The following is a 26,629-nucleotide window of genomic DNA, read 5'->3' on the forward strand; positions in this document are numbered from 1 at the left end:
ATGAGTAATAAAAAATTAGCTATCTCCGGCGCGAAATGGACAACAATTTCGACCGTTGTCAATACGGTACTTCAATTTGTCCAGATAGCGATTTTGGCCAGATTGTTAGAACCTTCGTCTTTTGGAATTGTAAGTATCAGTACACTGGTGATTACTTTTCTGGGGATCTTTGCCCATTTTGGTTTTTCCAACTCTATAGTTTACAAACAGGAAAGTGATCATAAAGTTTTATCAACGATCTATTTTCTCAACCTGATGATAGGTGCGGCTATGTTTGTGATCATTTACTTTGGCTCACCGCTGCTGGTCATGTATTATAAGGAACCGCGACTGCTGGAAGTTCTTCATATCTCTGCTTTTTATTTTCCTATAGTTTTTCTCGGGCAGATTTATAATATCCTGCTGGAAAAGGAACTTAAATTCAGATCACTGGCCTTAACTGAGATTGTCTGCTCCATTCTGGCTACATCGGTCACTATTGTGCTGGCTTATCAGGGTTTTCAGGCTAAGTCTCTGGTATTTGGTCTTTTAGCAGGTCAGACACTCAAGATGATTGTTCAGAATATTATTGGCAGGGTTTATTTTTCACCGGTATGGTATTTCAGGCTAAAGGAGATTAAAGATCACCTGATGTTTGGTATTTATAATATCGGGGATAGTTTGCTGGGTTTTGCCAACAGTAACATGGACACCATTCTGATTGGCGGCGTACTGGGCGTAAAAGAACTGGGTTATTATACGATTGCTTCTCAGATAGCCATTTATCCGGTTGCCAGAATCTGTCCTATTATTGTGCAGATCTGTTATCCGATCATGGCAAGAATGAAGGAGAATCTGGAACAGCTGAAAGGGGCTTATCTGAAGATCGTAGATTTTCTGTCTTACGTGAATATTCCTTTGCTGGCCGGCCTGTATTTAATGGCGGCAAATGTTATTCCGCTGATCTATGGTTCGGGATGGGATGAAACAGTACCGCTGATTAAAATATTTGTATTTACCGGAATATTCTCGTGTCTGATGTATCCGCTTTCTACTGTAGCTTATTCAACAGGAAAACCTAAATTGCTGTTTTATCTGAATCTGATAACTTTAATTATCAAATTTCCACTGATCTATTTCATGGCTAAACAATATGGAATTATGGGTATCGCCTATGGATTCCTGATCATGACATTTATTACGCTTATCCTGAATTTTGTATTGATACAATATATGGTAGGTGATTTTATGAAAACATTTTTAGAGAATATTGCCAAGCCTGTGCTGTTTAGTCTGGCGATGGCAGTGGTGATCTTACTTTACAAACAATTTATAGGTAATACAGGAGTTTTCCATACCATTGTACAGATTGCCATCGGAGGATTGGTTTATGGTGGGTTAACATTAAAATATAAATTATCGCTTTCGGAAATAAAGAATTTAAAACAATCATTATAAGAGCATGTTTAAATTTTTGAAATTAAACTTCAGGTGGACAGAAGATCATATCTAAAAAGTGTAGCTGGTCTGGCTGTGGCAGGCACAGCTTCTTTTTCTGTTTTTAAGTGGTTCAGTATACACCGCAAGGTAGTTCCTGCAGAATTTAGCAGTAAACATGAATTACTGGCTGAACTCGCCGAAATGATTATACCCCAAACTGATACTCCCGGGGCTAAAGCGGCAAATGTCCATGAGTATATCATTGCGGTCATGGTGGATTGTACTTCTGTAAAGGAACAGAATAAATTTATTGACGGAATTGCTGAACTCGAAGAATATGCGGCTCGTGAATATGGTAAAGAGTTTCTGAAATGTAACCCTGCTGAACGAAAGGCGGTATTAAAACAGATGGCTAAAAATTCATCAGGCTATTCTTATAAAATTCTGAATAAGATTAACAATAAAATTTTCGGAAAACCCTTCTTTCTTAAACTAAGAGAGTTAACAGTTGAAGGCTATTGCCAATCCAGGTTAGGGGCTACTCAGGGGCTGGCCTATGACTATATTCCTGGTACTTTTGAAGCTTGTATTCCTATACGTCCAAACCAGAGATCCTGGGCAACCAAATAAATTATGTACATCAGCGATAAAAATAAAATACTCCATACTTATGATGCCATTGTAATTGGCTCGGGGATCAGCGGAGGCTGGGCGGCCATGGAGCTTTGCAAAAAGGGGATGAAAACGCTGCTTCTGGAGCGGGGCAGAGACGTTAAGCATCTGGTGGATTATCCGACAGCAAATCTTAATCCCTGGGACTTTAAAGCGGGTATGAATAATACCATACAGGACCGGGAAGCTAACCCGGTTCAGAGCAGTGCCTATAGTCCGGCCGATAAGCACTTTTATGTAAGTGACGCTGAACATCCCTATATACAGGAGAAACCGTTTAACTGGTACCGGGGCTATCAGGTTGGCGGAAGATCGCTGACCTGGGGAAGACAGTGTTACCGGTTAAGTGATCTTGATTTTGAAGCGAATCACCGCGACGGAACCGGGGTGGACTGGCCAATCAGGTATAAGGATCTGGAGCAATGGTATAGCTATGCGGAGTCTTTTATAGGGGTAAGCGGAAACCGTGAAAATCTGGGACACCTGCCGGATGGAGAGTTTTTAACGCCTATGGAGCTGAACTGTATAGAAAAACATCTTGGAGATTCTATCCGGAAAAATGATGAGCACAGATTGTTAACTATAGCCAGGGTCGCTAATTTAACCAGGGGCTGGGATAACCGCGGGCCTTGTCAGAATAGAAACCTTTGTACCAGAGGCTGCCCGTTTGGAGGATATTTTAGTAGTAACAGTTCTACTATTCCTGCTGCAATGGCTACCGGAAATCTGACATTGAGACCTTTTTCTATCGTGACTGAAATCTTGTTTGATGAGCAGAAACAAAAAGCCAGAGGGGTAAGGGTGATAGATACTTTAACCAGCGAGGTGCATGAGTTTTATGCGAAGATTGTTTTTGTCAATGCGTCTACAATCGCCACTGCCGGATTATTACTGAATTCTGTTTCTTCGAGATTTCCTGATGGTTTTGGTAATGGAAGCGGGCAGATAGGTCATAATCTTATGGATCATCATTCTTCGGCAGGCGCCTACGGAGTGCATGATCAGTTTACAGATCAATATTATAAAGGAAGAAGACCTTGTGGATTTCTGATTCCGAGATACAGAAATCTTCATCCTGGTGAAAAACTGAATTTTAAAAGAGGTTATAATATTCAGGGGCACGGAGAGCGTCAGGAATGGATGGATAAAGCCCAGAGTATTGATGGTTTTGGAGAAGACTTTAAAGCCGGGCTAACCACACCCGGACCGTGGACCGTATGGATGGCAGGATGGGGAGAGTGTCTGCCTTATTTTGATAACCAGGTGACGCCTGATCCTTCAAAAAAAGATAAATGGGGCCAGCCGCTACTTAAAATTGACTTTACCTTCCGTGAAAATGAGCATAAAATGATGACCGACATTGAACAGACATCGGCCAGGATGCTTGATCAGGCAGGATTCAAACATATTGAATCTTTTAATTACAATAAACCGGGCGGCTCAACGATTCATGAGATGGGGACAGCCCGGATGGGTAATGACCCTAAAACATCTGTTTTAAACAAGTTTAATCAGATGCATGAGGCAAAGAATGTATTTATAACTGATGGGAGTTGTATGACCTCCTCTGCCTGTCAGAATCCATCGTTAACTTATATGGCACTAACAGCCAGAGCAAGTCAGTTTGCTTACGAGCAGTTAAAAAAAGGTGAACTATAAAGATCTATTTGATACCGATTAAGTTTCTGAGTTTTTCCAGGATATTATAGAACTTCTTTAAATACCTGGAGCTTTCGCCTATTGGCTTAAAGTTCTTCCAGCCTGTCATATTCAGATAGGAGTAGAAGATGTCTTTATACTTCTCACTGAATTCATAGGACTTATAAATAGGCTTCCTGCCGGTGAAGTGAATCAGAAATGGTCTCTCTTCTTCAGAATAAGCAAAACGATTCCATAAAGGATCTAATTCATGCCAGTGCAGAGCGAGTACGGCATTCAGCCCATACTGATCCTGAAAAACTGCGTGTTTTTTATATTCTGTAAGACAATGCAGCACTTTATTGGTAATATCAGCATTTTCCCATTTCTCTATATCGAGTACCATTAATCCGGCATTGAAGTATTTATTGTCGGCAGGTATGCCTAATTCTTCATAATTGCTGATACCGCCCCAGCGGGTTACTACCTGGATAAACTGGTCCTGGACTGCACCAACAATGTTATCACCCAGATCTGTATGCCATAACTTGCTGACATCTTCAAGCATAATCATATCCACATCAAGGAATATGATCTTTTTGATATGTTTTGGTATGAAATGAGGGATAAACAGTCTGATATAAATATTCAGTGGAAGACTACTCTTATCAACTGGTAGTTTTGCATTTTTAGGCAGGCATTCAGACATCACCATCCAATGGATAGTAGTTATTGCGGGATTGCTTGCGTCTGCAATTCTTGATTTATTTTTATTGGTAATGCCATCTTCTACAATAAAGAATTCCAGCTTCTCGGCTGTATGATGATTGACTTCAATAGATTTGATTAAAGCAGCCAGCAAAATAGCATAGTGATTGTCACAGACACAAATTATTGCAATAGGATTTGATTTTTCCATTAATTTTAGCGTAGTTCTTTTCTTGTACGAATATAAATGATTTAGGTAATAAACCTATTTTACTGTTTTTGTAAGCAGCTGAAAATTAAGTTTTAAAAACTTATACTTTGCATATATCCATTTGGCTATAACCAAAGGGATACTATTGCCGCCTCTCCATGATTTTCTGAAAGTAGCCGTACTGGGTTCTTCTGCTGAATTTTCCTGTGTCAGCAGACCGTAGTGATCATCATAAAACAGACATCTGCCTTTGTTTTTAATAAAAGCAAAACTCATCTGCATCTCAGTCTGATCACCATTCAGGCCCTCAGGATATCTGCCAAAGTCTTTAAGGAATGTTGATCTTCTCAGATGTGGATGATCACCATATAAATAAAACTTCAGGTTATTGGTATACCATGGAGCAAGATGAAACACTTTTTCTGAGAACCCCAGTTTGTAAGGGGTCATGTATGGGTAAGGAGAATAAGAATATAAAGTAACCATATCCCACTTTTTATCCTGCTGCATGATCTGTAATGCATTTGTAAAGTGCTCAGGAAAAGTAGCTTTTGGTACAAAATCTTCCTGTATGTAAAGTGTATATTCTGTATTTACGCTATCCTGCCCTTTGTTGATGTTATTGCCCAATCCTTTGTTAACCGGGGTAGTAATTAACCGGAACTGATAGGTTGACTGCAGTTCCTGTATGTACTGCAGGTGTGCTTTCTGGCTTCCATCGTCAGAAACAACTATATCATCAAAATGGCAGTTCAGGTCTTTAAAGGCTTTCAGCAGTCGCTCCAGTGACTTACATCTGTTATAGTGTGTAATAAGCAGGGTAACTTCTGGAAAATTATATGCGGGATTCGTCATCTATTAGGGGGCCTTGCTATAAAGATAAATGTTTTAGATTGTTCGAGAGATAAGCAGATAGAGTGCCAAAAAAAAATCTCATCTCCACAGATTTATGGAGATGAGATTTTATAGCCTTTATATTGCTGTAAACTTATTCAATAGCACCGATAGATGGTGCACTTGCGTTTCTTGGTTTACCATAAAAATCTGTAATTACAAATGGTGTTGGTCTGCCTTTCTGTTTGGCAGGTGAAGCAGCTGTTAAATTAAATGAACTCTGATCGGACATGCCTGTATCTGAAAAGTTTTCGTCATATAAATTATATGAGGTATTCGGAATAAGTTCAGCCCATTGCAGCGCAATTAATTTTTGATTTGGTTTGAAGTTATAACCCAGGTTATTATAAACATCACATTTACCACCCTGCAGGCTGTATACATCAACTACTGCTGCCTGCCAGTCATTTGACAGGTTTAAATTTCCGCAGGTGTTATTAAAGACAATAGCATTGACATAAGTGGTTTTTCCTGAAACGATTCTGTCAGCATAAGCCTGAACTTCGAATCCTGAATACTTGCGTGAGTTTATAACTATGTTATTGTAAATAAGTATATCTTTTGGAGTTGAACCAACAGTGTGTCCCCAGGCTCTGATCGAATTGCCCTGGTGGTTACTGATATAGTTATCGTGGAATCTTCCATTTCCTGCAATCTGGAAAATACCATTGTGATTGTTATTCGCTGTATTGATGTTATTAATCCTGTTATTGTGGATGTTATAATCTTCTGCATTACCCATAAAAACCACAGTTCCTACATCGGGAGCATTCTGGAAATCAACATTAGCTATTTCTATATCCTTAACCAGCCCATAAACTACTCCATTTTCTATATAACCGCCTGTAGTCATAAACTGGTTCGTGTTATCGCAGGATATATTCAGGAATTTAAGATTTTTAGAATAAGATGATTCTGTTCCATCATATACTGCATTATATTTGAAAGATATATCTAAATCCTTAACGTTTTTAAAGGCTGCATTCTGGAAAGTGAACTTATCCAGTGTTCCGGTAATAACTACTGCTCTGTATATATTGTCTCTGAACAGAAATCCTTTTGATAGTCCTGCAGTTCCGTCTCCGGAGATAACCACATTTTTCAAGTTGGAAAGAGACATTGCATTATAATCTCCTGCAACTTCAACCAGTCCGTCATTTTTGAAGGTAATAGGACAGCCATCAGCAGATATTACATTCTTAATGGTGATTGACGAATATGATCCTCCTTTGATTTTAATCAGGTCGTTACATTGTACAGCAAAAGTAGCCCCGTCAAATACCAGACTGCCAGATCCGGTACCAATATTTACAGTTCTTTTATATACAATTGGTGGCGGAACCTTGGACGTATCAGGTCCCGAACCAGGAATAATTAATGTATTCCCCGGATCTTCAAGCGGATTTTTCTTACAGGAAGAGAATAATAATAATGACGGAATGGATAGTATAAGTATGATATATAATATTCTCATTTTCAGTATGATATTTTCAGATTACAATGCATAGATACAAATATTATTTGTATCAGAAAGAATTTTATTTTAAATAGTGGGGAAATTTGGGTAAAAATGTCCCGGTTTTAAACTAATTTATTACGCTCTGATAGCAGAATTCGCAGAAAAAATAAATTATCTTTTTTTTCTGTTCAAAAAGTAAATCTGCGGAACCGGTAACAGAAAATTAAAGATGTTTAACAACCCGTTGTTTAGCTTAATCTGAAATTCAGATGCAGATAATTTTAATATCTGAATTTCTAAAATTCAGATATACATTGATAAATGTAATTTTGGTAAAAGATGGAATAATGGTTGCTATTAATTCCTACTTTTGAAAGAGTATTTATGATTATTGCCTGCTAATGAAAAACGACGCGTTCCAATATTTATTAATTGGATTAATTTAATTCTTGTATGCGTATAGCTCATATTATAATCACTCATAAAAATCCCCATCAGCTCAGTCGTCTTTTGAAAAGAATGCAGCACCCTGATTTTGATTTCTATATTCATGTAGATAAAAAAACTGATATCAGGCAATATGAGTTTCTGACTGCTTTAGAAGGGGTTCAGTTTATAAAAAACAGATTGATTTGCAATTGGGGAGGTTATAGCACCTTACAGGCGATGGTCAGTTCTTTAAAAGAAGTACTTGATAATGGTAATCAGTATGGCTTCTATAATTTATTGAGCGGGCAGGATTATCCATTAAAAAGTAATAATGAGATCTGTGAATTTTTTGAGCAAAATCCGGATAAATCATTTATCTATTATGAAGCTGAGAATTCGCTTTGGTGGGAGAGTGCGGTTAACCGGTTTCAACGTTACCATTTAACTGATTATAATTTCAGAGGTAAGTTTTTTGTTGAAAATATGCTCAATAAAATACTTCCTTTACGCAAATTTCCGATGTCCATGAAGTTATATGGTGGAAGTAAATCCAGCTGGTGGACAATTAACCGGGAGAGTGCTCAGTATGTTGCGAAATTTTTTGACACAGAAGTCAAAATCAACAAATTCCTTAAATATTGCTGGGGTACGGATGAGTTTGTTATTCCGACTATCCTGATCAACTCACCCTTAAAGTATAATATTATTAATGATAATCTGCGTTATATAGATTTTCCGGAAGGTATGGCAAACCCGAAGATTCTTGGATTAGAGGATATTGATAAAATGATATCATCCAGTATGTTCTTTGCCAGAAAATTCGATATTTCAATCAATACTGATATTCTGGATAAAATTGATGAACATATAGCTCAGCACATATAAATACCGGCCGCTTCAACGTTCGATAATTATCCGAAACCCTTATTTACAAATGATTAATAAAAATCTGGTTTTTCTCTCTTACGGCGCTGAATCTGAGTTGCGCAGAGCAATATTTTGTATCTTAAGTTTTTATGCCTGGTCTGATACTCAGGATATTGAAAATTCCAGGATAGTTATTTATACTGACCACCCTGAGTTTTTTCAGATTTATCTGAAAGAGACCAATATTGAATATGTTCTGATGACACCGGCACTGATGGAGGAAATGCTGGGAGGCACAGGTTTTAATCACCGCAGAAAAATCGCATGTATAGATCTTACGCTGAAAAAATATCCTGAGGATGATTTATTGTTTATAGATTCTGATACTTTTTTTATTAATGATTCTGCAAAACTATTAAACGGACTGGCCAGAGATCATGCTTTTATGCACATGCGGGAGTATACCTTTAAAGAAGGACTGGCAATTTTTACAGGCTTTAATCAGGGGAAGTTTCCACAGGCATTTATTGATTACATCTCCGGTAGGGACCTTATGATAGGCGGACGGGCTGAGAGGTTCACAGAGAATGATTATGGCTGGAATTCGGGTGTATTGGGCCTTCACCGGAGTTTTGCTGAGTACATGCCTGATGTGTTCCGGCTGAATGATGAATTTTACAGGAATTCTGAATGGTTTATCAGTGAACAGCTCGCCTTTTCCTTAATACTGCAGCGCAGAACAGATCTGCGTCCGGCCAATGAGTTTATTTTACATTACTGGGGTAAACGTCAGAAACTGATGATGGATCAGTTTTTAATTGATTTGCTGAACAAATATCCTGCTTTGGAACTGAAAGACAAAACGTTGATCAGAACTTATACGAAAAAATGGAAATTCAGCGTAGAGGTTGATGTTATCCAGGAAAAGGCTGCAATAGCACTTACTTTTGGTTCCTGGGTATATGGCACCAGAAAAAGTCTGCAGGTGATGATGAAGGACCCTTTCAATTTAAATAACTATAAAGAGCTAATTGCAGCTGCGGTACAGAAAAGATAAATCGTATACCTGATTACGGACGAAGTTTCCACAGTGTTCCTTCATACCTGAAGGGCTTAAATCCAATATAGAATTTCTCTTCTGTAGAGATAAAATCATGTTCTTTATCATATCGTTCACATAACTTATCCTGTATTTTAGCTCTGTTGAAGAAGTAACATGGATAGGATGCTTCTATTCCATAAAATACCGGGGGTACATATTGTACTGTTATTCTGTCTGAATTGCGGTTATTGTAACCTACATAGTCCAGCATCACATATGGAATTCCAGTATTAATGACCTCATCAAGCAGTTTGTATGGTTTCTCTATGTATTGCAGAACGCTGCAAATCAAAAATAACCCGGGGTTATTCTCTGCCATACATTCCTGAATGCTGTTATAGAATTTAATGTGCTCATTCTCAAAGTGTTTTTTTCCTGCCTCTACAAACTTTGGTTGTTCAATGATACACCATCTTATCTTTTTTAAATGTTTCAGATATGGATAATTCTGGTAATAGGTAGTTCCCAGGGAGCCGCCAAAGTCAATGATCGTCAGTTCGTTATCGTTTTTTGATGCAACGAACAGCAGTGTTTTTAAGAGCGGGAAATTCATCTGAACGGTATCATACATGATTCCATCACGTTCGTAAGCAATTTCTTTGTTTTTTACTTTATAGGTAGTTTCAATAATTCTGTTCAGAATATGATCCTCATCGTAACCTCTGCATTTCTGTTTTGCCTCTTCATAAGTTTTATAATGACCTTTCCAGCCATATTTAAAACTAAACCATCTTAAAGTATGTAAAATAGGAGGGGCAAGTTCTTTCAGTAAATAGAACATCCTTCTTCTGTTTTTATGAGTGAAATTTATTCAAAATCCTGATTACCCCGAGTACGTCTGCTTCAGTATGTGCAAAAGAACAGGGCAGACTAAGCGTCTGCTGATGTATTTTTGCGGATACGGGATAGTCAAAACTCCGGAGATAATCTTTCAGTGCTGGCTGATCCTGCGGCGCTACAGGATAATGTACTTCGGTACCTATATTGTTTTCAAGCAGATATTGTTTAAGCCTGTCTCTTTCCGGATGCAGGATATTATAGATATGAAAAACATTATAAAAATCCGGATCTGACTTTGGCTTAATAAATGAATCGTTCAGATTTTCAGTATATAACTGTGCGAGTTTTCTTTTATGTGTGTTTATTTCATCAAGATAAGGCAGCTTGATTCTTAAAAAAGAAGCCTGCAATTCATCAAGTCTTGAATTATAACCTATTATGCCGTTATGATATTTTTTTTCTGACCCGTAGTTTCTCAATTGCTTTATTTTGAGATAGTCTGCCTCAGTTTTACATAAAACTGCTCCTGCATCTCCCAAAGCACCTAAGTTTTTAGTAGGATAAAAACTAAAGGCACCGAAATCGCCGAATGTTCCGGCTAGTTTACCTTTGTATTTTGCACCATGTGCCTGTGCACAATCTTCAATAACTTTAAGCTGATGCTGTGCAGCCAGCTCCATTATCGGGTCCATTTCACAGCACTGACCGTATAAATGTACGACCATAATTGCCACAGTTCTGTCTGTAATGGCAGCAGGTATAGCGGCAGGATCAATATTATAGGTACGGCTGTCAGGTTCAACAAGAACAGGAATTAAACCAGCCTGTATAATAGCCAGAATGGTTGCTATATAAGTATTGGAGGGTACAATAACCTCGTCCCCTTTTTTAAAGTTGCAGCAGCGCAGCGAAAGTATCAGCGCATCCAGCCCGTTGGCAACTCCGGCAACATATTTTTCATCGTGATAAGCTGCAAATTCCTCTTCGAATAAAGAAACCTCCTCTCCAAGTACATACCATCCTTTTTCAAGGAAACCGGCAAACCTGGCTTTAAATTTTTCTTCAAAGGGACGGTTAAGTATTTTCAGACTTTCATATGGAATCATAAGGCTCATAAATATAATCTTTAGGGTCAAATGCTGTTGAAGCGAGTACAAGAAGAATAGCGTCTGCTGAAAAATTATGCATCACATGCCAGTCTTCGGGCAGCAACATTAAGCATTTTTCCGGACTATCTAAATCAAAGACCTCAGTTGTTTTTCCATTGTTGTTGGTGATTTTGCAGGAACCTTTAATGCAGATTGCTGCCTGATGAGTTTCGTGATGTCTGTGTCCGCCACGTTCAGTATCATCAACAGAGTAGATATAGAACAATCTTTTAATCTCAAAAGGAACGATATTATCTAATACAGTAAGAATTCCTCTGCTGTCTTTAAACGTTTGTATATTAATTATATGGGCCATGTGCTAATAAGTTCTTGTCAATTAAATCCAGTATTTCAGGGTGAACGGCCGCATCAAATTTTCTTGCGAACAACATTGCTGATTCTGCAATCTTTCCAAAGTCACTTTTCTCCAGTGTTTTCGGGCTTGCTCCGCCTGCAGACCAATCAATATACCGGTAATTATTATTTACTACTTTATCTTTAAACTTCGAATTTAACAGAATTGTCTGAAAAACGAATTCATCACTTGCCCAGCATAAAGAGAAAAAGTGTTTTAGCTTCGGATCTTCTTCGACTCTTTTTACTACAAATAAAGCAACTTCAGGACTTAGCATCCAGAACATTGACTTCCCATAAGGGTGCAGTTTATAAGGTAAAGTTCTTTTAGGAAGTATCTTATTGATAAGCATTTCTATTCTGTACTTTCCAATAAAATTATAACTGGTCAGGAAATACTTTTCCATTCTGATTAGTCCTTCTTTCCAGTCATTCTTAATATCGCGATAGCTCAGAAACTCTTTTCCTTTATTCTGAACAAAAAAGTCATTGATATAATCAGCTGTTTTGATGGGATAATCCTGACCGCTTAAAAAATTGATAAAGTCGTACTCAATACCTGTTCCTACAATTTCTTTAATGCATTCAAAAGTTGCCGTTACCGTGCTGAATCCTGCCCATTTTACGTCTATTCTGTTATTGATGAAATAAACATTGGGTATAGACTTCAGGAATAAATGTGGGTTTATATCAAATTTCTTATCTACATGTATATAAAAATCGAAATTCTGATGAGATAAACTTTTAATCATTCTCTCTGTTTGTTTTGGATCAGTATAAGTAAGTATCAAATGAGCAACACGCATTTTTCAAATAGAGTTAATGAATTTTTCAGATAGATAGTAACGTCTGGTGTATAGAAAAAATGGTGCCAGTATTGAAATGCAATTAAATTGCTTGTGGTTTTTTTATAATAATTAATGTTTAATGCTAATAGGCAATAAATTTGCTATTTTATCTCGGGAGCTTCTGCTAATGTAAAAAACAGGGGCATAAATCAGACTTATTTGCCCAAATTGTAGATCTCTTTGTACATAAATCTATTATTGCGTAATATAATCCTTTTGAAATGCCTGAATGATGATGTGCCGGACTTGGATTACTTATTGCATATCATGCGGGTAATCATTGAAAAACAATAATATTACCAGCAAATAATTACTTTTACCCGGAATGAAGCTCACCTCAATTATAACCGTCAATTTTAATCAGCCTGAAGTTACCATTGATTTTCTCAGGTCAGTAAAGCTTCATAGTAATCTGTCTGAGGTTGAGGTTATCATTGTCGATAATGGAAGTAAAGAGGATCATCGTCAGGATTTTCTGAAAGAATATCCTGAACTTATATATATAAGCTCTGCAAAAAATCTTGGGTTTGCCGGAGGGAATAACCTTGGAATTGAGGCAGCTCAGGGGGACTATCTTTTGTTCTTAAATAATGATACAGAAATTACCGGAAACCTGATCAGTGAGCTGATCAGAGAACTGGATGAGAATGAGGAGATCGGGCTGATATCACCGTTGTTGTTATATTTTGATAATCCTGATATCATACAATATGCAGGAGCCACACCAATGGATTATTTAACCTGCCGGAACAGTACGATAGGACTCCTGGAAAACAATAACGGACAGTATGACCATCAGAGCAGAGAAACTGCTTTCTGTCATGGAGCTGCTATGATGTGTCGTAAACGGGATCTTGAAAGTGCTGGCCTGATGGATAAGAATTTCTTTCTTTATTATGAAGAACTGGATTGGTGCGAGCAGTTTAAAAGAGCTGGTAAAAAGATATGGTTTACTGGCAATACAAAAGTTTATCATAAAGAATCAATGAGTGTGGGTAAGGAAAGTATGATCAAGACATACTTTATGACAAGAAACAGAATGTTGTTTATCCGTAGAAATACAGGGAAACTTAATACTTTGTTTTTTAGTTTATATTATATCGGCATTGCCTGTCCCAAGCAGATATTTATCTATCTTAAAAAGAATAGAACAGATCTGATCAGGTGGGTGTTTCGTGGCATAAAATGGAATCTTACCCATTCGAAAAACAGTGAAGATTTAGGTTTTAAAATATAAATATTGATGATTATAATTTTCTGGATCAGCATTTTTCTGATCGTTTATACATTTGTTGGTTATGGTTTTGTTCTTTACATCCTGGTGAAAATCAAGAGATTGTTTGTCAAACCATTTGTTTTTAAAACTGATGTCGCTTTACCTTCGGTCACTTTACTGGTTGCGGCTTATAATGAAGAAGATATCATTGAGGAAAAAATACGGAATACCCTGCAGCTGGCTTATCCGAAAGATAAACTTCAACTGATTTTTATTACAGATGGTTCTTCAGATCAAACTGCTGCAAGGGTTAGCAATTTTAAGGAAATAACCCTGTTACATCAGGATCTCAGAGCAGGGAAAATGGCTGCAATCAAAAGGGCTATACCTTTAATTACGGGTGAAATAACCGTATTTACAGATGCCAATACATTCTTAAATGCAGAAGCCATTAATGAACTTGTTAAACATTATCAGTATGCTAAAGTCGGGGCTGTAGCGGGTGAAAAGAGAATCCTGGTAGAGGAAACTGCGGATGCAAGTTCTGCAGGGGAAGGATTTTACTGGAAATATGAATCGAAACTGAAAAAACTCGATTACGAATTATATTCCAATGTAGGTGCTGCCGGCGAATTGTTCAGTATCAGAACTGCACTTTATCAGCCAGTAGAAACAGATACAATTATTGATGATCATATGATTGCCATGCGTATTGCAGAAAAAGGGTATATCATTGCCTACGAGCCGGAAGCCTATGCTATGGAAACGGCATCGGCTGACGTCAGAGAAGAACTTAAAAGAAAAATCAGGATAGCAGCAGGGGGAATACAATCCATACTGCGACTGAAAAAAGCTGCCAATCCCTTTAACCAGCCTGTTTTTACCTTTCAATATATCAGTCACAGGGTTTTACGCTGGACAATAGTGCCTTTTCTGTTGTTTGCAGTTTTTATTCTTAATGGAATTATTGCGTTCACAGTTCCTGCTCCTTTTTACCGGATATTGTTTGTTCTGCAGATTCTTTTTTACCTCCTGAGTGTGATTGGGTTTTACTTTGAACAGCGGAATATCCGCATCAAAGCATTATTTATCCCTTACTATTTTTGCATGATGAATTATGCAGTTTTAGCAGGTATCATTAAATATTATAATAAGAACCAAAGTGCTGCCTGGGAAAAATCAAAAAGAAAAGTCTGATTTAAGAAACGCTGTCCAATACTGATTGCAGCGTTCTGGCAAACTCTTTGTCATAAGGAGCAAGCAGCATCGTTTTATGATCACCGGGAACGTCATGTACTTCAACTCCTTTCTTTGCGTATTTCTGCCATCCCAGGTATTTGAAGTCTTCTACAAAATAGACATTATCGGTTGCTCTGAATAAATGTATTTTTTCATCAAATGGGGCTAACTTATAGGCCTGATAAGCAATATCATATTTCTTATCAATCCTTCTCATAATTTCATATATCCCACCTGATTCTTCTTCTGTAATGGTTTTAATTCCGAGAACTTCTTTTAGTCTGGTGGTAATGATATGTTTCTGATAGTTAATAGTAGCTTTTGGATTCTTGAAAAGTGAAGAGATGATCCACCATAATTTGGGCAATTGTTTTTTGACTCTTTCTTTAAAAACATTAAAATCATTTCCATGAAAATCAAGGTTTTTTGCATTGGTATCAAAGATTCCCAGCATCTTGATTTCATGTCCCAGTTCCTTTAACTGTCTGGCCATTTCTATCACTACGTAACCTCCAAAAGAGTAGCCGGCTAAGGCATATGGTCCATGAGGATTCTGGGCGAGTATACTTTCTATATAATAACGGGCTATATCTTCCATATTGTCCATTGGCTCTTCCACACCGTCCAGTCCCTGCGCCTGAATACCGAATACAGGTTGTTCCTGATCTACGTGAAGTCCTATTCCGCTAAAATTAAGTACATTGTATCCGCCTCCGTGTACAATGTAAATCGGAGTTTTAGACCCACCTGGTTTAATAGGAACCAGCGAGGTATAGGTAGTAGGCCGGTTTTGTCCGTCAAGTAGTTTGGCCAGTGTTCTTACTGTTGGATATTCAAATAATGTTGCCAGCGGTAATCCATGTCCATTTGCCTTTTCTATCTGGATCATGAACTGAATAGCAATCAGGGAATGTCCGCCAAGTTCAAAGAAATTATCATCAGTACCAATCTCTTTGACATTAAGCAACTCTTCCCATAATTTGACAATTACATTTTCGGTAGCTGTTTGTGGTGCGGTATATTTACTCAGATCTCCTGAATGCAGGTGATCAGGAGCAGGCAAAAGCTTTTTATCTATTTTACCACTGCTGGTTCTTGGAAATTCCATCACCCAGACAAATACCGATGGAATCATAAAGGCAGGGAGTCTGTTTTGTATTTCGCTTCTTACATAACCAGTATCCTGACTGCCATTAGAAGAGGCGAGATAGGCAACTAATCTTTTCTGTCCGTTATGATCTTCTTTTGCAGTAACGACTACCTGTGCAATACCCGGAATACGGTTTAATACGGCTTCAACTTCTCCGATCTCAATTCTATAGCCTCTTATCTTGACCTGATCGTCATTACGTCCCAGAAATTCTATATTTCCATCGGGCAGAATTCTTGCCAGATCACCTGAACGATAAGTTCTAACCTGTTTTCCATCCGGTAAGGTGAGCATAACAAATTTCTCATCCGTCAGTTCAGGTTTGTTTAAATAACCTGTAGCCAGACTGGCACCTGCAATGCATAATTCCCCGGTGTCTCCCGGTGATACAATTTCGAGGTTTTCATCAGTAATATAAATAACCGTATTGTATACAGGAATTCCAATGTTAGGTAAGGCCGGCCAACGGGAAGGATTTCCGGTTAACTTCAGTTGTGTAACCACGTGACATTCAGTCGGGCCATATTGATTGTAAAGTACGCAACCAGGAACAGCTCTGAAAAACTGTTCAATCTGCGGGGTGATTTTTAATTGTTCACCTGCGGTCATGACCTCTTTTAAAGCTCTAGGGAATTTTCCTATGCTTGCAGCGGTTTCGGCCAGGAATTGTAGCGCAACAAAAGGCAGATAGATCCTGTTGATTTGTTTTACTTCAATTTTGTCTAGCAGACTATCAGGGTTTAATCTCAGTACATCATCAATCAGAATTAATTGTCCTCCGCTGCATAGTGTACAGAATATCTCCTGAAAGGATACATCAAAAGTAAGTGGTGCAAATTGCAGGGTTATACTTCCGGAACCGGCAGTTGAATTGGCTGTCTGCCATTGAATCAGATTAACTAATGCAAGCTGAGTCATATATACTCCTTTCGGTTTTCCTGTAGACCCTGAAGTGTATAAAACATATCCGTTAGGATTTTGATTACTCATGGTTTGCACTGGCAAACTATAAGTAATGTCAAAATCTATAGTCTGTAAATCCAGTTGCTGAAAGAATTTGTTTTCTACAGCTCCCGCAATACAGAACTGGAGATTGGAATCATTAATAATCTGACTTAACCTGATTTCGGGATAAGTTGGGTCAAGAGGCAGATAGGCTTTTCCTGCTTTCAGAATAGCAAGGATAGCCACAATCATATTTATTCCTCTGGTTGTACTGATTCCTATGATTTGCTGATCAGGTGCGCGGTTTAAGATTGCTCTGCTCAGGTTATCTGCTCTGATATCAAGATTACTGTAGCTGATGGATTCATCCTGAAAGGTAATTGCAGTCTGATCCTTGAAAATGGTAGCTGCTTTTTCAAACAAACTCTGAATGGTTATTCCTTTTAAGGCAGCAATCTCTTCACTGAAATCAGTTGTCTTTATATGGGAAACTGTAGTACTTCTTTTAAAAACAGGTTCGGCAAGAAAACAGGCATTATCTGATTGTATTAATTCTTTCAGCTTATGATCGGGTTGAGTGGTGATGAATCTGATTATGTTTTCAAAACCAGCCATCATTTGCCGGATCGTTTGCTCTTCAAATAATTGTGTATTATAAGACCATTCCAGTACAAAAGAGTCTTCTGAACCGCTTGCATTAATGAACAATTCAAAGCTTTCAAATGCTCTGGGATTACTGATCAGTTTATAATCCAGTTGCTCAAAATTTACTCCGTCATCTAAACCCATGTCAACGTTGAATACAACAGGAGCCAGGGGGATTCTGGAAGGGTCGCGGGCTATTTTAAGATTCTTTAATAAATTACCCCAGGTAATCTGCTGATGATCAAAAGCATCAAGTACGGCTGGTTTTCTGATCTTCAGATATTCTCTGAAACTGTAATTTTTGTTTGGATAACTTCTCAGCGGGAGGAAATTTACACAATGTCCAACCAGATTATAATGACCGGTGACTGCCTGTCCGGATGCGGGTAATCCTACTACTATATCTTTTTGTCCGCTTAAAAAATGAAGGAAGACCTCAAATGCGGCCAGAAAAGTAATTACCAGACTGCTTCCTTCGGCTTTCCCAGTTTTCTTCAGCGCGTGAATCAGTTCCTGAGAGATCTTAAAATCCAGCCGGTTGCTTTTAAATGTTCTGAGTTGCGGACGTTCATGGTCAGTTGGTATATCCAGTACTGGTATACTTTGTTCATATTCTTTTAACCAGAACTGTTCATTGATTTTGCGTTCTGCGCCTTTTGAAAACTCCAGCTGTTCAAAGGCGAAATCAGTAAGTGCAGTTGCTTCTTCTAAAACAGGACGAGTGCCATTAGCCAGTGCAGTATAGATTTTACTGATATCCTGTAAGATGATACCCAGTGACCAGCCATCGCAGATGATATGATGTCCGGTAAAGGTAAAGTGATATTCCTGATCAGAAAGCTTTTGTAAACCGGTTTTAAACAACGGCCCGTTTAAAAGATCAAACAGAAACATTGCATCACCATTTACATATGCGCTGATTTCTTCTTCCTGATGGTCAGCATTCAGCTCAGACAGATCTGCGAAAGACACTTCTGCCTTTACCTGATCAAAAATGAGTATTGTTGAGCCATCTCTGCTGAATGCGGATCTTAAAGCTTCATGTCTTTCTGCTACTCTTTTTATAGTATCGGCTAATAAATCAATCCGGATATTCCCTTTGAGACGGAGTGAGACAGACTCATTGTATGCCCTGCTTGCATCATCACCACCCAGCATACAGGAAGTCCAGATTTCTATCTGGGGCTCTGTTGATGGTGCGGTGCGAATAATTTCTCCTCCGGCAAAAGGATCAAAATCAACCTGTTTATATATTATGTTTTTTGTAGAATCTATCATTTTAATTATTTGACTCAACCTGAAGATATTTTTCCGGATTTTCCGGGTCTGTAATAAACCAGGCAGGATTTCCTGACTGATCTCTTCCCAGTCTGGCTCCGGGAACAGGCGGTTGAGGTACAGGGGTTATTTTTGAATTGTCAGATCCGGATAAAGCCGCAGGTGTATTTAGAGGGATCAGCCCCACTTTCATTAATTCTGCTATACTTTCTTTAAACCGGTCAGCAATCAGTTTAATCTCATCCAGTGTATGGGCTGCAGTAAGGAAACAGGGAAAACCATCCCAGATATGAATTCCTTTATATCTCATTAAGGTAAACAGCAGCTCGCTGTATGGATATTCCTCTTTAAATTTAATCTTCCATAAAGAACCAAAATGGGCTGCAAATAGTGGAAGTCCCAGCTCTTCAGCAACATCGTTTAACAGACCAGCCAGATAAGCCGTATTCTTATTCAGGTTTGCCTGGAATTCAGGACCTTTAGCCTTCATGTATTCCAGACTTGCCTTGCCAGCTGCAAGGGCTAATGGATGTCTTACAAAAGTTCCGGCAAAATAAGTTACACCAACTTCAGGAAAGGAAGTGTCTCCGTATTGCCAGAAGCCACCATCCAGTGCATCCATATATTGTTTTTTCCCTGCAATGGCTCCGATGGGCAGGCCTCCTCCAATAACTTTTCCATAAGTACCCAGATCGGCTTTTATTCCAAACAGGGCCTGTGCACCACCCTGATGTGCACGGAAACCAGTGATAACTTCATCAAAAATCAGTACGGTTTCAGATTTAAGGGTAATTTCTCTTACCTGTTTGAGGAATTCTACCGGCTGAAATTCGGGTCTCCGGCTTTGTACAGGTTCTACCAGTACAGCTGCTATTTCGTGCGCTCTTTCCCTGATAATATTTAATGTTTCTTCTGTTCCATAATCCAGTACCAGCATGTTTTGTACGGCTTCTGGCATAATTCCCGGCGCAGCAGGGAAGCTTTTTAGTTTTTTGGTCCCTCTGATAATCACTTCATCATTGATCCCGTGATAAGAGCCGGAGAAAGCAATAATCAATGAACGCCCGGTTACTGTTCTCGCTATTCTCATTGCTCCTAATACGGCCTCAGAGCCAGTATTACAGAGTGCAGCCCTGTCAAACCCTGTAAATTCACAGATCAGCTTACTGACATCACCTGCAAGTTCGTGCTGCGGACCTATCTCATATCCTTTTTCTACCTGTTCGAGTATGGCATTTTTTAATACCGGATGCTGATAACCTAATAAGTTTGATCCAAAGCCGTTCAACGCATCTATGTACTCATTTCCGTCAATATCCCATAAATGACTACCTGCTGATTTATTGGTAACAATGGAATAAACGATTTCTTTAGTATAAGGTTTAAACCCTGACACTACACGGGGATCTGCCATATATGATCTGTGCTTCTGTGTATAGGTTTTGCTGGCGGCGGTTTTTTGATTATAACGTGCTGTTAACTGTTCAAGGAACTGCTTTTGTTCTGGTTGTAATTCAGTGACGTTTTTTTCTATACGTGCAGTTGCTCCAAAAGGCTTTTTAATTTCTGCCAGTTCTTCTGCTGATAGCTCGGCATTTGTTTTGACTGCTGATTTTACCGGTGAGCTGCCATTGCTGAAATTTAATGGAGCAGGAGAACCACTCATCAATTCTACCTGCCGGGTTAATAATTGTAATTGCTGTGCAATTAGTCCCAAAGCGGTATCGGCAGGGGTAAAGGCAGAGGTTTGTGCAGCAGGCTGTGCATTTACAGTTGCCTGAAAAACCTGTGGTTCAGCTATATTTTCTTTTGGTAAATTTTTGTCTATATAAGTTGCGAGCGCATCAATGGTTGCATATTCTTCATTGAGTTGTCTGAAACTGATTGGCAGGGAAAACTCTTTTTTAAATGTTAGTGCTACCTGTGTCATTAGTAATGAATCCAGGCCAATCTCAATAAAACTGCTGTCTGGAGTAACACCATCCATCTCAATTCCGGAGGCATTTTCCAGTAAATGTTTTATCTTTTCAATCAGAGTGTCTTTCCTCATGGCAGTAAGAGTATTTGTATCTTGTTGGTTAAAATTTGTATGAGTTTTTTGTTCAGTAATGTTTTTTGGTTCAACCCAATATCTTTTCTTAAGATAACTATAGGTTGGTAAATCAACCTTTCGTCTCTGCTGACCCTGGTAGAATGATTTCCAGTCCGGATTTAAGCCTGATAACCAGGCTTTACCCAGCGCATTTAATATAGCATCATAAGAACCTGTTATTTCTTTTTTATCCAGACTTGCAATCGCAGTAAAAGAAGCTTTAGCTTCATGCTGCCAGGCCAGAGTTGTGCAGGTATTTCCAGGTCCGGTTTCAATCAATACAGGATTATCCAGTTCGAGTATAGTATCGAGCGCCGGAGAAAATTTAACCGTCTTTCTCATGTGTTCTGTCCAGTAATCCGCGCTTTGTGCTTGTGTATCAGTGAGAAACTGACCGGTTACTGTAGAGACAACGGGTTTCTGAGGTCTGTTTAGTTTAACCTCACTGACAACCTTACTAAAGTCTTTCAGCACAGGGTCCATCATAGAAGAATGAAATGCATGGCTGGTCAGTAACTTCTTGTGCAGAATCAGTTGCTCATCCAGTTGTATCTGAAAAGCATCGATATCTTCATTTTTACCAGCTACGACACATAGTTTAGGGCTATTTATTGCGGCCAGGGATAAAGTTTCCGGAAGGATTTTTTCAATTTCCGAAGCTGAAGTACGTACACTTAACATACTTCCTGCCGGGAGTGCACTGACCATCGTACCGCGCGCAGCAATCAATTTAAGGCCATCTTCCAATGTGAAAATTCCGGCTAAATGTGCAGCAACATATTCTCCTATACTGTGTCCGCAAAGGATGGAAGGTTGTATTCCCCAGCTTATCCATAATTGCGCCAGTGCATAGGATGTAACAAATAATGCTGGTTGTGTATATTTGGTATTATTTAGTAAACCGGCATGTTCATCATCAGCTGCTGCATAAATAACTGTTCTGATATCTCTATCCAGGTACGCAGTCAGAATTGAAGCACATTTGTCGACTGCAGTTTTATATACAGGTTCGTTTATATATAATTCTGCACCCATTCCAGGATACTGGGCACCCTGACCAGGAAAAAGAAATACGGTTTCACCCGGTAGTTTTTTTAGTCTGGAAGCTGGAATTGCGGTATCAGTCAAGGCATCAAGCAGCTCCTGTTTTGTCCCGGCAACAATAAAACTACGATGATTGAAATCAGCTCTTGTAGTTTGCAGTGTAAAGGCGGTATCAGCGAGGTTAAGTTCCTGCCGGGTTTGTAATTGTGTTTTTAAGGCCAGTTCATAATCCTGGAGGCTTTCCTGGGATTTAGCAGACCAGCTGAACAGATTTTTTAGTCTGCCATTGTCTTGATTTACACCAGGTAAATGGTCATGCTCCTCTACGATAACGTGAACATTTGTACCACCTACTCCAAAAGAACTTACCCCCGCTCTTCTGATATCTTTTGTATCCCAGTGTTTTAACTGGTTGTTTACATAAAAAGGAGACTCAGTAAAAGAGATATTTGGATTGGGTTTATCAAAATTAATAGAAGGCGGGATTTCTTTATGATATAATGCGAGTGTAGTTTTAATCAGACCGGCTACGCCAGCAGCAGCAGTCATGTGTCCCATATTACTTTTGATCGAACCAATTGCACAAAACTGCTGATTGGTTTGTTCACCAAATGCCTGTTTTAATCCTTCAATTTCAATAGGGTCACCCAGAGGGGTTGCAGTTCCATGGGTCTCTACATAAGAAATAGTTGAGGGATCTACTGCTGCATCGGCTATTGCCATAGCAATTGCCGTGGCCTGTCCATCGGTACTGGGAGCAGTAAAACTACCTTTCGCACCCCCATCATTATTTACCCCGACACCTTTGATCAGTCCATAAATTGTATCACCATCCTGTAAAGCAGCAGACAGTGTTTTTAAAAGTACAACTCCGGCACCATCACTAAAGACAGTTCCTGTGGCCTTTTCATCAAAAGACCGGCAATGACCATCTTTACTTAACATAGCACCTTCCTGATAGATATGTCCGCTGTGAATAGGAGAGGAGATGCTTGCACCACCGGCAATAGCTACATCACATTGATTTTTTCGTAAACTTTCTACCGCCTGGGAAACTGCAAGTAATGAAGTGGAACAAGCTGAGAAAACACTAACTGCAGGCCCTTTTAAATCCAGTTCATAAGCCGTTCTGGAAGAGATATAATCCTTCTCATTAACAGTCATGACCTGGAAACTTCCGATTTGATTAATTAAATCTGTATTTCCTGCAACGTTATGCGGAAAATAACTGTTATTTCCTGAGCCGGCAAAAACGCCGATTACTCCATCATAAACGGCTGGCAAATGTCCGGATTTTTCCAAAACATCTCTGCTGATTTCAAGAAAAACCCTTTGCTGGGGATCCATGAGTTCTGCAAGTTTAGGGTTGATGCCAAAAAATGCAGGATCAAATAAGTCAGCATCCTTTATAATTCCTCTTGCTTTTACATATAGCGGATCATTCTTTAGCTCAGCTGGAATAGAATAATCAAGTTCCTGATCTTTAAAAAATGTAGTAGTTTCTTCGCCATTTCGCAGTACCTGCCATAACTCTTCAATTGTATCAGCACCAGGAAATTTACCTGCCATGCCAATAATTGCAACAGGCTGACCCGGATCTGAAGGATGTTCCTGAGTCCGTCTTTTTTTAGGCATGGCCGATGCTGCATTAATATAATTAATTAGCTGACTGATTTGTGGAAACTGATAAAGTTTGGTAATTGGTAATTCTATATGTTGTTCAGTTCTTAATAAAGCGACTGTCTTTAATGCCAGCAGGGAGTTTCCTCCCAGCTCGAAGAAATTATCATTGATTCCTACTGTATCCAATTCCAGTACCTGTATCCAGATCGCTGCAATTCTTTTTTCCAGAGCAGTCCTGGCCGGGCTGTAAAGTGCAGATAAATCTGGTCTTTTACGCTCTGGTACAGGTAATGCTTTTTTATCAATCTTACCACTGGTTGTTTTTGGGAAATCTTCCATCCAGATAAAAGAAGATGGAATCATATAATCCGGTAAACTGGCTTCAAGTTGTTTTCTGATCAGCAGGGTATTCTTGTTTTCGTGATCAGCAATAAGATAAGCCAGCAATCTGTTCTGACCACTCAGATCTGGCTTTGCAATAACTACTGCCTGCCTGATCCCGTCAATATGATTAAGTTTTACTTCAATTTCACCCAGTTCAATCCTGTAACCTCTGATTTTAACCTGATCATCCTGTCTACCCAGAAATTCTATAGTTCCATCTGCTTCATAGCGGGCGAGGTCTCCAGTGAGATAAACACGGGTCTGTTTACCATTAACGGGAATAATTATAAACTTTTCTGCAGTTAATTCAGGTTTGTTCAGATAACCCTGGGCCAGGCTGATGCCAGAAATGCACAACTCGCCGGTTTCACCTGATTTAAGCAGGTTTCTGTCCTGGTCTAAAATATGAATTGCTGTATTGGATATTGGTGTACCTATGTTGGGTAGTAATGGCCAGTTTGCTGCTGGCCCCTGTAATTTAAGCTCACTCACCACATGACATTCTGTAGGGCCATACTGGTTGAAAAGAACACAACTTCCAAGACCCGCAAAAAAGTCTTTTACCTGTGGGGTTATTTTTAGTTGTTCACCGGCAGTAATTACTTCTTTTAAACTTTTGGGGAACTGCTTGTTTACGCTTGCAGCTTCTGCCAGAAACTGAAGAGCTACGAAAGGCAGAAAAATACGGTCAATCTGATTTTCGTCAATGAAGTTAAGCAAATTGACAGGGTCCAGTCTTAAATCATCACTGATTAATACTAAAGTAGCTCCTGTTGTCAGTGTAGAGAATATCTCCTGGAAAGATACATCAAAGCTGATTGGCGCAAATTGCAATGTTTTACTGCCCGGGCCGGCCACAGAGTTTTTCTGTTGCCATAAAATGAGATTAACCAGTGCAGCTTGTGTCATATACACTCCTTTCGGAGTGCCTGTAGAACCTGAAGTATACAATACATAAGCATTCGGATTTTGTCCGGTAAGCTGACTTTGAGCCAGATGCTGTTTGGTTGAGATTTCGGCAGGTTCGTCAATATTGTTTAATAGTGTATTTAATCCGGTTGTCAGGAAAAAATCCTGATCAGTTTCCGGGCAAATACAGGTCTTGATGCCAGAATCCTTAATAATCTGTGTTAATCTTTGTTTTGGATAAGCCGGGTCTAAAGGAAGGTAAGCCCTTCCTGACTGGAGTATCGCCAGTAGGGCGATAATCATATCGGCCGATCTGGTTGTGCTTAAACCAATAATATCTTCATTTAGTGTTAATTCAGTAATTTGCTGACCTAATCTGATAACTTTCTGAAAAAGAATTTCATAAGTGATCTGCTCATGTGCTGTCGAAAGGGCCGTGAGCTGGGGGAAATTTCTGGCTGCACTTTCAAAAAGTGTAAATACCAAAGAAACTGATTCCGGGTCAGTAAAATCCTGTTTAGTAATATTATGCATTAACTTCTAATTTTTTTAACTGATCATAAATATCCTTCCTAATGAACAAACGTTTCATGGCAACAGTAGAATGCGCCAGTATATAACCGGCTTTTCTTAATTTATCACAGCTTTTTTTTATTCTGAAAAGGAAGGTTTTGTCCCTGGTATTATAAACCTCGTCAAATTCTACCAGAATGGCCTTAACATTTAATTTGTCTTCAATTATAGTATCAATAACCTTATATTCAGCTCCTTCTATTTCTATTTTAAGCAGGTCGATATGCTGGTGATCCAATTGTTGCATTAGATTACTTAAACGGTCAACGGGGGCTTCAATGAATTTCTTTGACTCCTTAAACAAATAAGCAGAATGGGAAGAATAGTTCTCTTTTTCGGGGTCATAAAATTTCATTGTTTTCTTTTTGTCCCAGAGGCCGACAGCAACAAATTTTATTTCTGAGAATTGTTTACTACTTATATTATATACATAAGGAGCAAGAGTTTTGTCCAGTGTTAAGGGGATCCCATAATCTACATAATCTTTAACCTGATTAAAGTGATTAATCCCATAAGGAGAGGGATCAAAAATAAAAACTTTGGAATCAAAAGCCATTTTAAGTTCTGTATCAAAAGAAATGTCTTCACCGGCACCAACACAATAACAAATTGAACCTGACCCTAAGAAATGATCAGGAACCATATATCCATGTCTTACTGAGCCATAATAACTGAGATTTTTCAATGGTTTTACGTTAGATTGATGATGAATGCCTAAAATTTTCTTAATAAATTGAGTTGCCATCCTGAGCGTATTTTGAGTTTGCGTTAATTTTTACCTCTTAATTAGTATTATGTTAATTTAAGAAAGCTAAATGATATTTTCTTAATTATTTATATAATACCAAGATGTTCCCGTGATTGCGTTTTACATGATTTTATAGATTAAAGGATTGCTTTGTGTACTGTTTTTATCTAAGAATTTAAGAATTCGTTTATTTCTGCTATTCTGAGAATAATTAACAAAGATCGTTCCTCTTCTCCCTATAAGAAATACTAGTT

Annotated in this window: 17 protein-coding genes; 7 read left to right on the top strand and 10 right to left on the bottom strand. The window is 38.7% G+C overall.

All coding sequences use genetic code 11. From position 1 onward, the window contains the following. The 3 genes from PL_RS21485 to PL_RS21495 are packed head-to-tail and all read left to right on the top strand — an operon-like array spanning position 1 to position 3,750. Positions 1 to 1,437, top strand: coding sequence for an MOP flippase family protein (locus PL_RS21485; RefSeq protein ID WP_041877645.1), 1,437 nt, complete (start codon positions 1 to 3; stop codon positions 1,435 to 1,437). Between the two features lie 33 nt (positions 1,438 to 1,470). After that, positions 1,471 to 2,049 (top strand): gluconate 2-dehydrogenase subunit 3 family protein, encoded by a 579-nt coding sequence (locus tag PL_RS21490; RefSeq protein ID WP_052495982.1) that lies wholly within the window; start codon positions 1,471 to 1,473, stop codon positions 2,047 to 2,049. A 3-nt stretch (positions 2,050 to 2,052) separates the two neighbouring features. Continuing rightward, positions 2,053 to 3,750 carry a GMC oxidoreductase gene (locus PL_RS21495; protein ID WP_041877643.1) on the top strand — a complete coding sequence of 566 codons (1,698 nt, stop codon included), beginning with the start codon at positions 2,053 to 2,055 and terminating at the stop codon, positions 3,748 to 3,750. A 4-nt stretch (positions 3,751 to 3,754) separates the two neighbouring features. On the opposite strand, the gene PL_RS21500 is transcribed toward PL_RS21495, so the two are convergent. The 3 genes from PL_RS21500 to PL_RS21510 all read right to left on the bottom strand — a co-directional run bounded on the left by PL_RS21500 (position 3,755) and on the right by PL_RS21510 (position 7,016). Beyond that, positions 3,755 to 4,648, bottom strand: a complete 894-nt coding sequence (locus PL_RS21500; protein ID WP_041877640.1) for a glycosyltransferase family 8 protein — start codon at positions 4,646 to 4,648, stop codon at positions 3,755 to 3,757. A 54-nt stretch (positions 4,649 to 4,702) separates the two neighbouring features. Next, entirely contained in the window at positions 4,703 to 5,503 is an 801-nt protein-coding gene (locus PL_RS21505; RefSeq protein WP_041877638.1) for a glycosyltransferase family 2 protein, read from the bottom strand. Between the two features lie 133 nt (positions 5,504 to 5,636). Next, positions 5,637 to 7,016 carry a hypothetical protein gene (locus PL_RS21510; RefSeq protein WP_041877637.1) on the bottom strand — a complete coding sequence of 460 codons (1,380 nt, stop codon included), beginning with the start codon at positions 7,014 to 7,016 and terminating at the stop codon, positions 5,637 to 5,639. Positions 7,017 to 7,454: 438 nt separating this feature from the next. On the opposite strand from PL_RS21510, the gene PL_RS21515 reads away from it, so the two are divergent. After that, on the top strand, positions 7,455 to 8,315 hold the full coding sequence (locus PL_RS21515) for a beta-1,6-N-acetylglucosaminyltransferase (protein ID WP_041877636.1): 861 nt from the start codon (positions 7,455 to 7,457) through the stop codon (positions 8,313 to 8,315). 49 nt (positions 8,316 to 8,364) lie between these two features. Further along, entirely contained in the window at positions 8,365 to 9,354 is a 990-nt protein-coding gene (locus PL_RS21520; RefSeq protein ID WP_041877635.1) for a hypothetical protein, read from the top strand. Positions 9,355 to 9,367: 13 nt separating this feature from the next. Here PL_RS21520 and PL_RS21525 read toward each other — a convergent pair whose 3' ends face one another. From PL_RS21525 to PL_RS21540, 4 genes are read right to left on the bottom strand one after another with little or no spacing between them, the layout of a single operon-like run. Next, on the bottom strand, positions 9,368 to 10,180 hold the full coding sequence (locus tag PL_RS21525) for a methyltransferase, TIGR04325 family (protein ID WP_052495981.1): 813 nt from the start codon (positions 10,178 to 10,180) through the stop codon (positions 9,368 to 9,370). 13 nt (positions 10,181 to 10,193) lie between these two features. Further along, complete coding sequence (locus PL_RS21530; RefSeq protein ID WP_200890676.1) at positions 10,194 to 11,294, bottom strand: DegT/DnrJ/EryC1/StrS family aminotransferase; 1,101 nt, start codon at positions 11,292 to 11,294, stop codon at positions 10,194 to 10,196. Beyond that, positions 11,272 to 11,643, bottom strand: coding sequence for a sugar 3,4-ketoisomerase (locus tag PL_RS21535; protein WP_041877631.1), 372 nt, complete (start codon positions 11,641 to 11,643; stop codon positions 11,272 to 11,274). The genes PL_RS21530 and PL_RS21535 overlap by 23 nt, the downstream gene beginning before the upstream one ends. Continuing rightward, positions 11,627 to 12,487 carry a beta-1,6-N-acetylglucosaminyltransferase gene (locus PL_RS21540; RefSeq protein WP_041877630.1) on the bottom strand — a complete coding sequence of 287 codons (861 nt, stop codon included), beginning with the start codon at positions 12,485 to 12,487 and terminating at the stop codon, positions 11,627 to 11,629. Before PL_RS21540 ends, PL_RS21535 begins: the two co-directional genes overlap by 17 nt. Positions 12,488 to 12,854: 367 nt before the next feature. On the opposite strand from PL_RS21540, the gene PL_RS21545 reads away from it, so the two are divergent. Then, positions 12,855 to 13,766: a glycosyltransferase family 2 protein gene (locus PL_RS21545; RefSeq protein ID WP_041877629.1), complete on the top strand. Its 912-nt coding sequence runs from the start codon at positions 12,855 to 12,857 to the stop codon at positions 13,764 to 13,766. 6 nt (positions 13,767 to 13,772) lie between these two features. Then, the gene (locus PL_RS21550) at positions 13,773 to 14,942 is read left to right on the top strand and encodes a glycosyltransferase family 2 protein (RefSeq protein WP_041877628.1); all 1,170 of its coding nucleotides are present in this window, start codon (positions 13,773 to 13,775) and stop codon (positions 14,940 to 14,942) included. 1 nt (position 14,943) lies between these two features. Here the strand turns inward: PL_RS21550 and PL_RS21555 are convergent, their stop codons facing one another. The 3 genes from PL_RS21555 to PL_RS21565 are packed head-to-tail and all read right to left on the bottom strand — an operon-like array spanning position 14,944 to position 26,372. Beyond that, positions 14,944 to 19,002 carry a non-ribosomal peptide synthetase gene (locus tag PL_RS21555; RefSeq protein WP_041877626.1) on the bottom strand — a complete coding sequence of 1,353 codons (4,059 nt, stop codon included), beginning with the start codon at positions 19,000 to 19,002 and terminating at the stop codon, positions 14,944 to 14,946. A 1-nt stretch (position 19,003) separates the two neighbouring features. Further along, positions 19,004 to 25,588, bottom strand: a complete 6,585-nt coding sequence (locus PL_RS21560; protein ID WP_041877624.1) for a type I polyketide synthase — start codon at positions 25,586 to 25,588, stop codon at positions 19,004 to 19,006. Beyond that, positions 25,581 to 26,372: an FkbM family methyltransferase gene (locus PL_RS21565; protein WP_348620354.1), complete on the bottom strand. Its 792-nt coding sequence runs from the start codon at positions 26,370 to 26,372 to the stop codon at positions 25,581 to 25,583. Before PL_RS21565 ends, PL_RS21560 begins: the two co-directional genes overlap by 8 nt. Between the last annotated feature and the right edge of the window lie 257 nt (positions 26,373 to 26,629).

This window comes from Pedobacter lusitanus, assembly GCF_040026395.1.
GTDB classification, from domain to species: Bacteria; Bacteroidota; Bacteroidia; order Sphingobacteriales; family Sphingobacteriaceae; genus Pedobacter; species Pedobacter lusitanus.

Coding starts and splice junctions, on each gene's coding strand:
- PL_RS21485 (WP_041877645.1), top strand. CDS start 1: ATGAGTAATAAAAAATTAGCTATCTCCGGCGCGAAATGGACAACAATT.
- PL_RS21545 (WP_041877629.1), top strand. CDS start 12,855: ATGAAGCTCACCTCAATTATAACCGTCAATTTTAATCAGCCTGAAGTT.
- PL_RS21550 (WP_041877628.1), top strand. CDS start 13,773: ATGATTATAATTTTCTGGATCAGCATTTTTCTGATCGTTTATACATTT.
- PL_RS21565 (WP_348620354.1), bottom strand. CDS start 26,372: ATGGCAACTCAATTTATTAAGAAAATTTTAGGCATTCATCATCAATCT.
- PL_RS21530 (WP_200890676.1), bottom strand. CDS start 11,294: ATGAGCCTTATGATTCCATATGAAAGTCTGAAAATACTTAACCGTCCC.
- PL_RS21535 (WP_041877631.1), bottom strand. CDS start 11,643: ATGGCCCATATAATTAATATACAAACGTTTAAAGACAGCAGAGGAATT.
- PL_RS21560 (WP_041877624.1), bottom strand. CDS start 25,588: ATGCATAATATTACTAAACAGGATTTTACTGACCCGGAATCAGTTTCT.
- PL_RS21525 (WP_052495981.1), bottom strand. CDS start 10,180: ATGTTCTATTTACTGAAAGAACTTGCCCCTCCTATTTTACATACTTTA.
- PL_RS21510 (WP_041877637.1), bottom strand. CDS start 7,016: ATGAGAATATTATATATCATACTTATACTATCCATTCCGTCATTATTA.
- PL_RS21520 (WP_041877635.1), top strand. CDS start 8,365: ATGATTAATAAAAATCTGGTTTTTCTCTCTTACGGCGCTGAATCTGAG.
- PL_RS21515 (WP_041877636.1), top strand. CDS start 7,455: ATGCGTATAGCTCATATTATAATCACTCATAAAAATCCCCATCAGCTC.
- PL_RS21495 (WP_041877643.1), top strand. CDS start 2,053: ATGTACATCAGCGATAAAAATAAAATACTCCATACTTATGATGCCATT.
- PL_RS21500 (WP_041877640.1), bottom strand. CDS start 4,648: ATGGAAAAATCAAATCCTATTGCAATAATTTGTGTCTGTGACAATCAC.
- PL_RS21540 (WP_041877630.1), bottom strand. CDS start 12,487: ATGCGTGTTGCTCATTTGATACTTACTTATACTGATCCAAAACAAACA.
- PL_RS21505 (WP_041877638.1), bottom strand. CDS start 5,503: ATGACGAATCCCGCATATAATTTTCCAGAAGTTACCCTGCTTATTACA.
- PL_RS21555 (WP_041877626.1), bottom strand. CDS start 19,002: ATGATAGATTCTACAAAAAACATAATATATAAACAGGTTGATTTTGAT.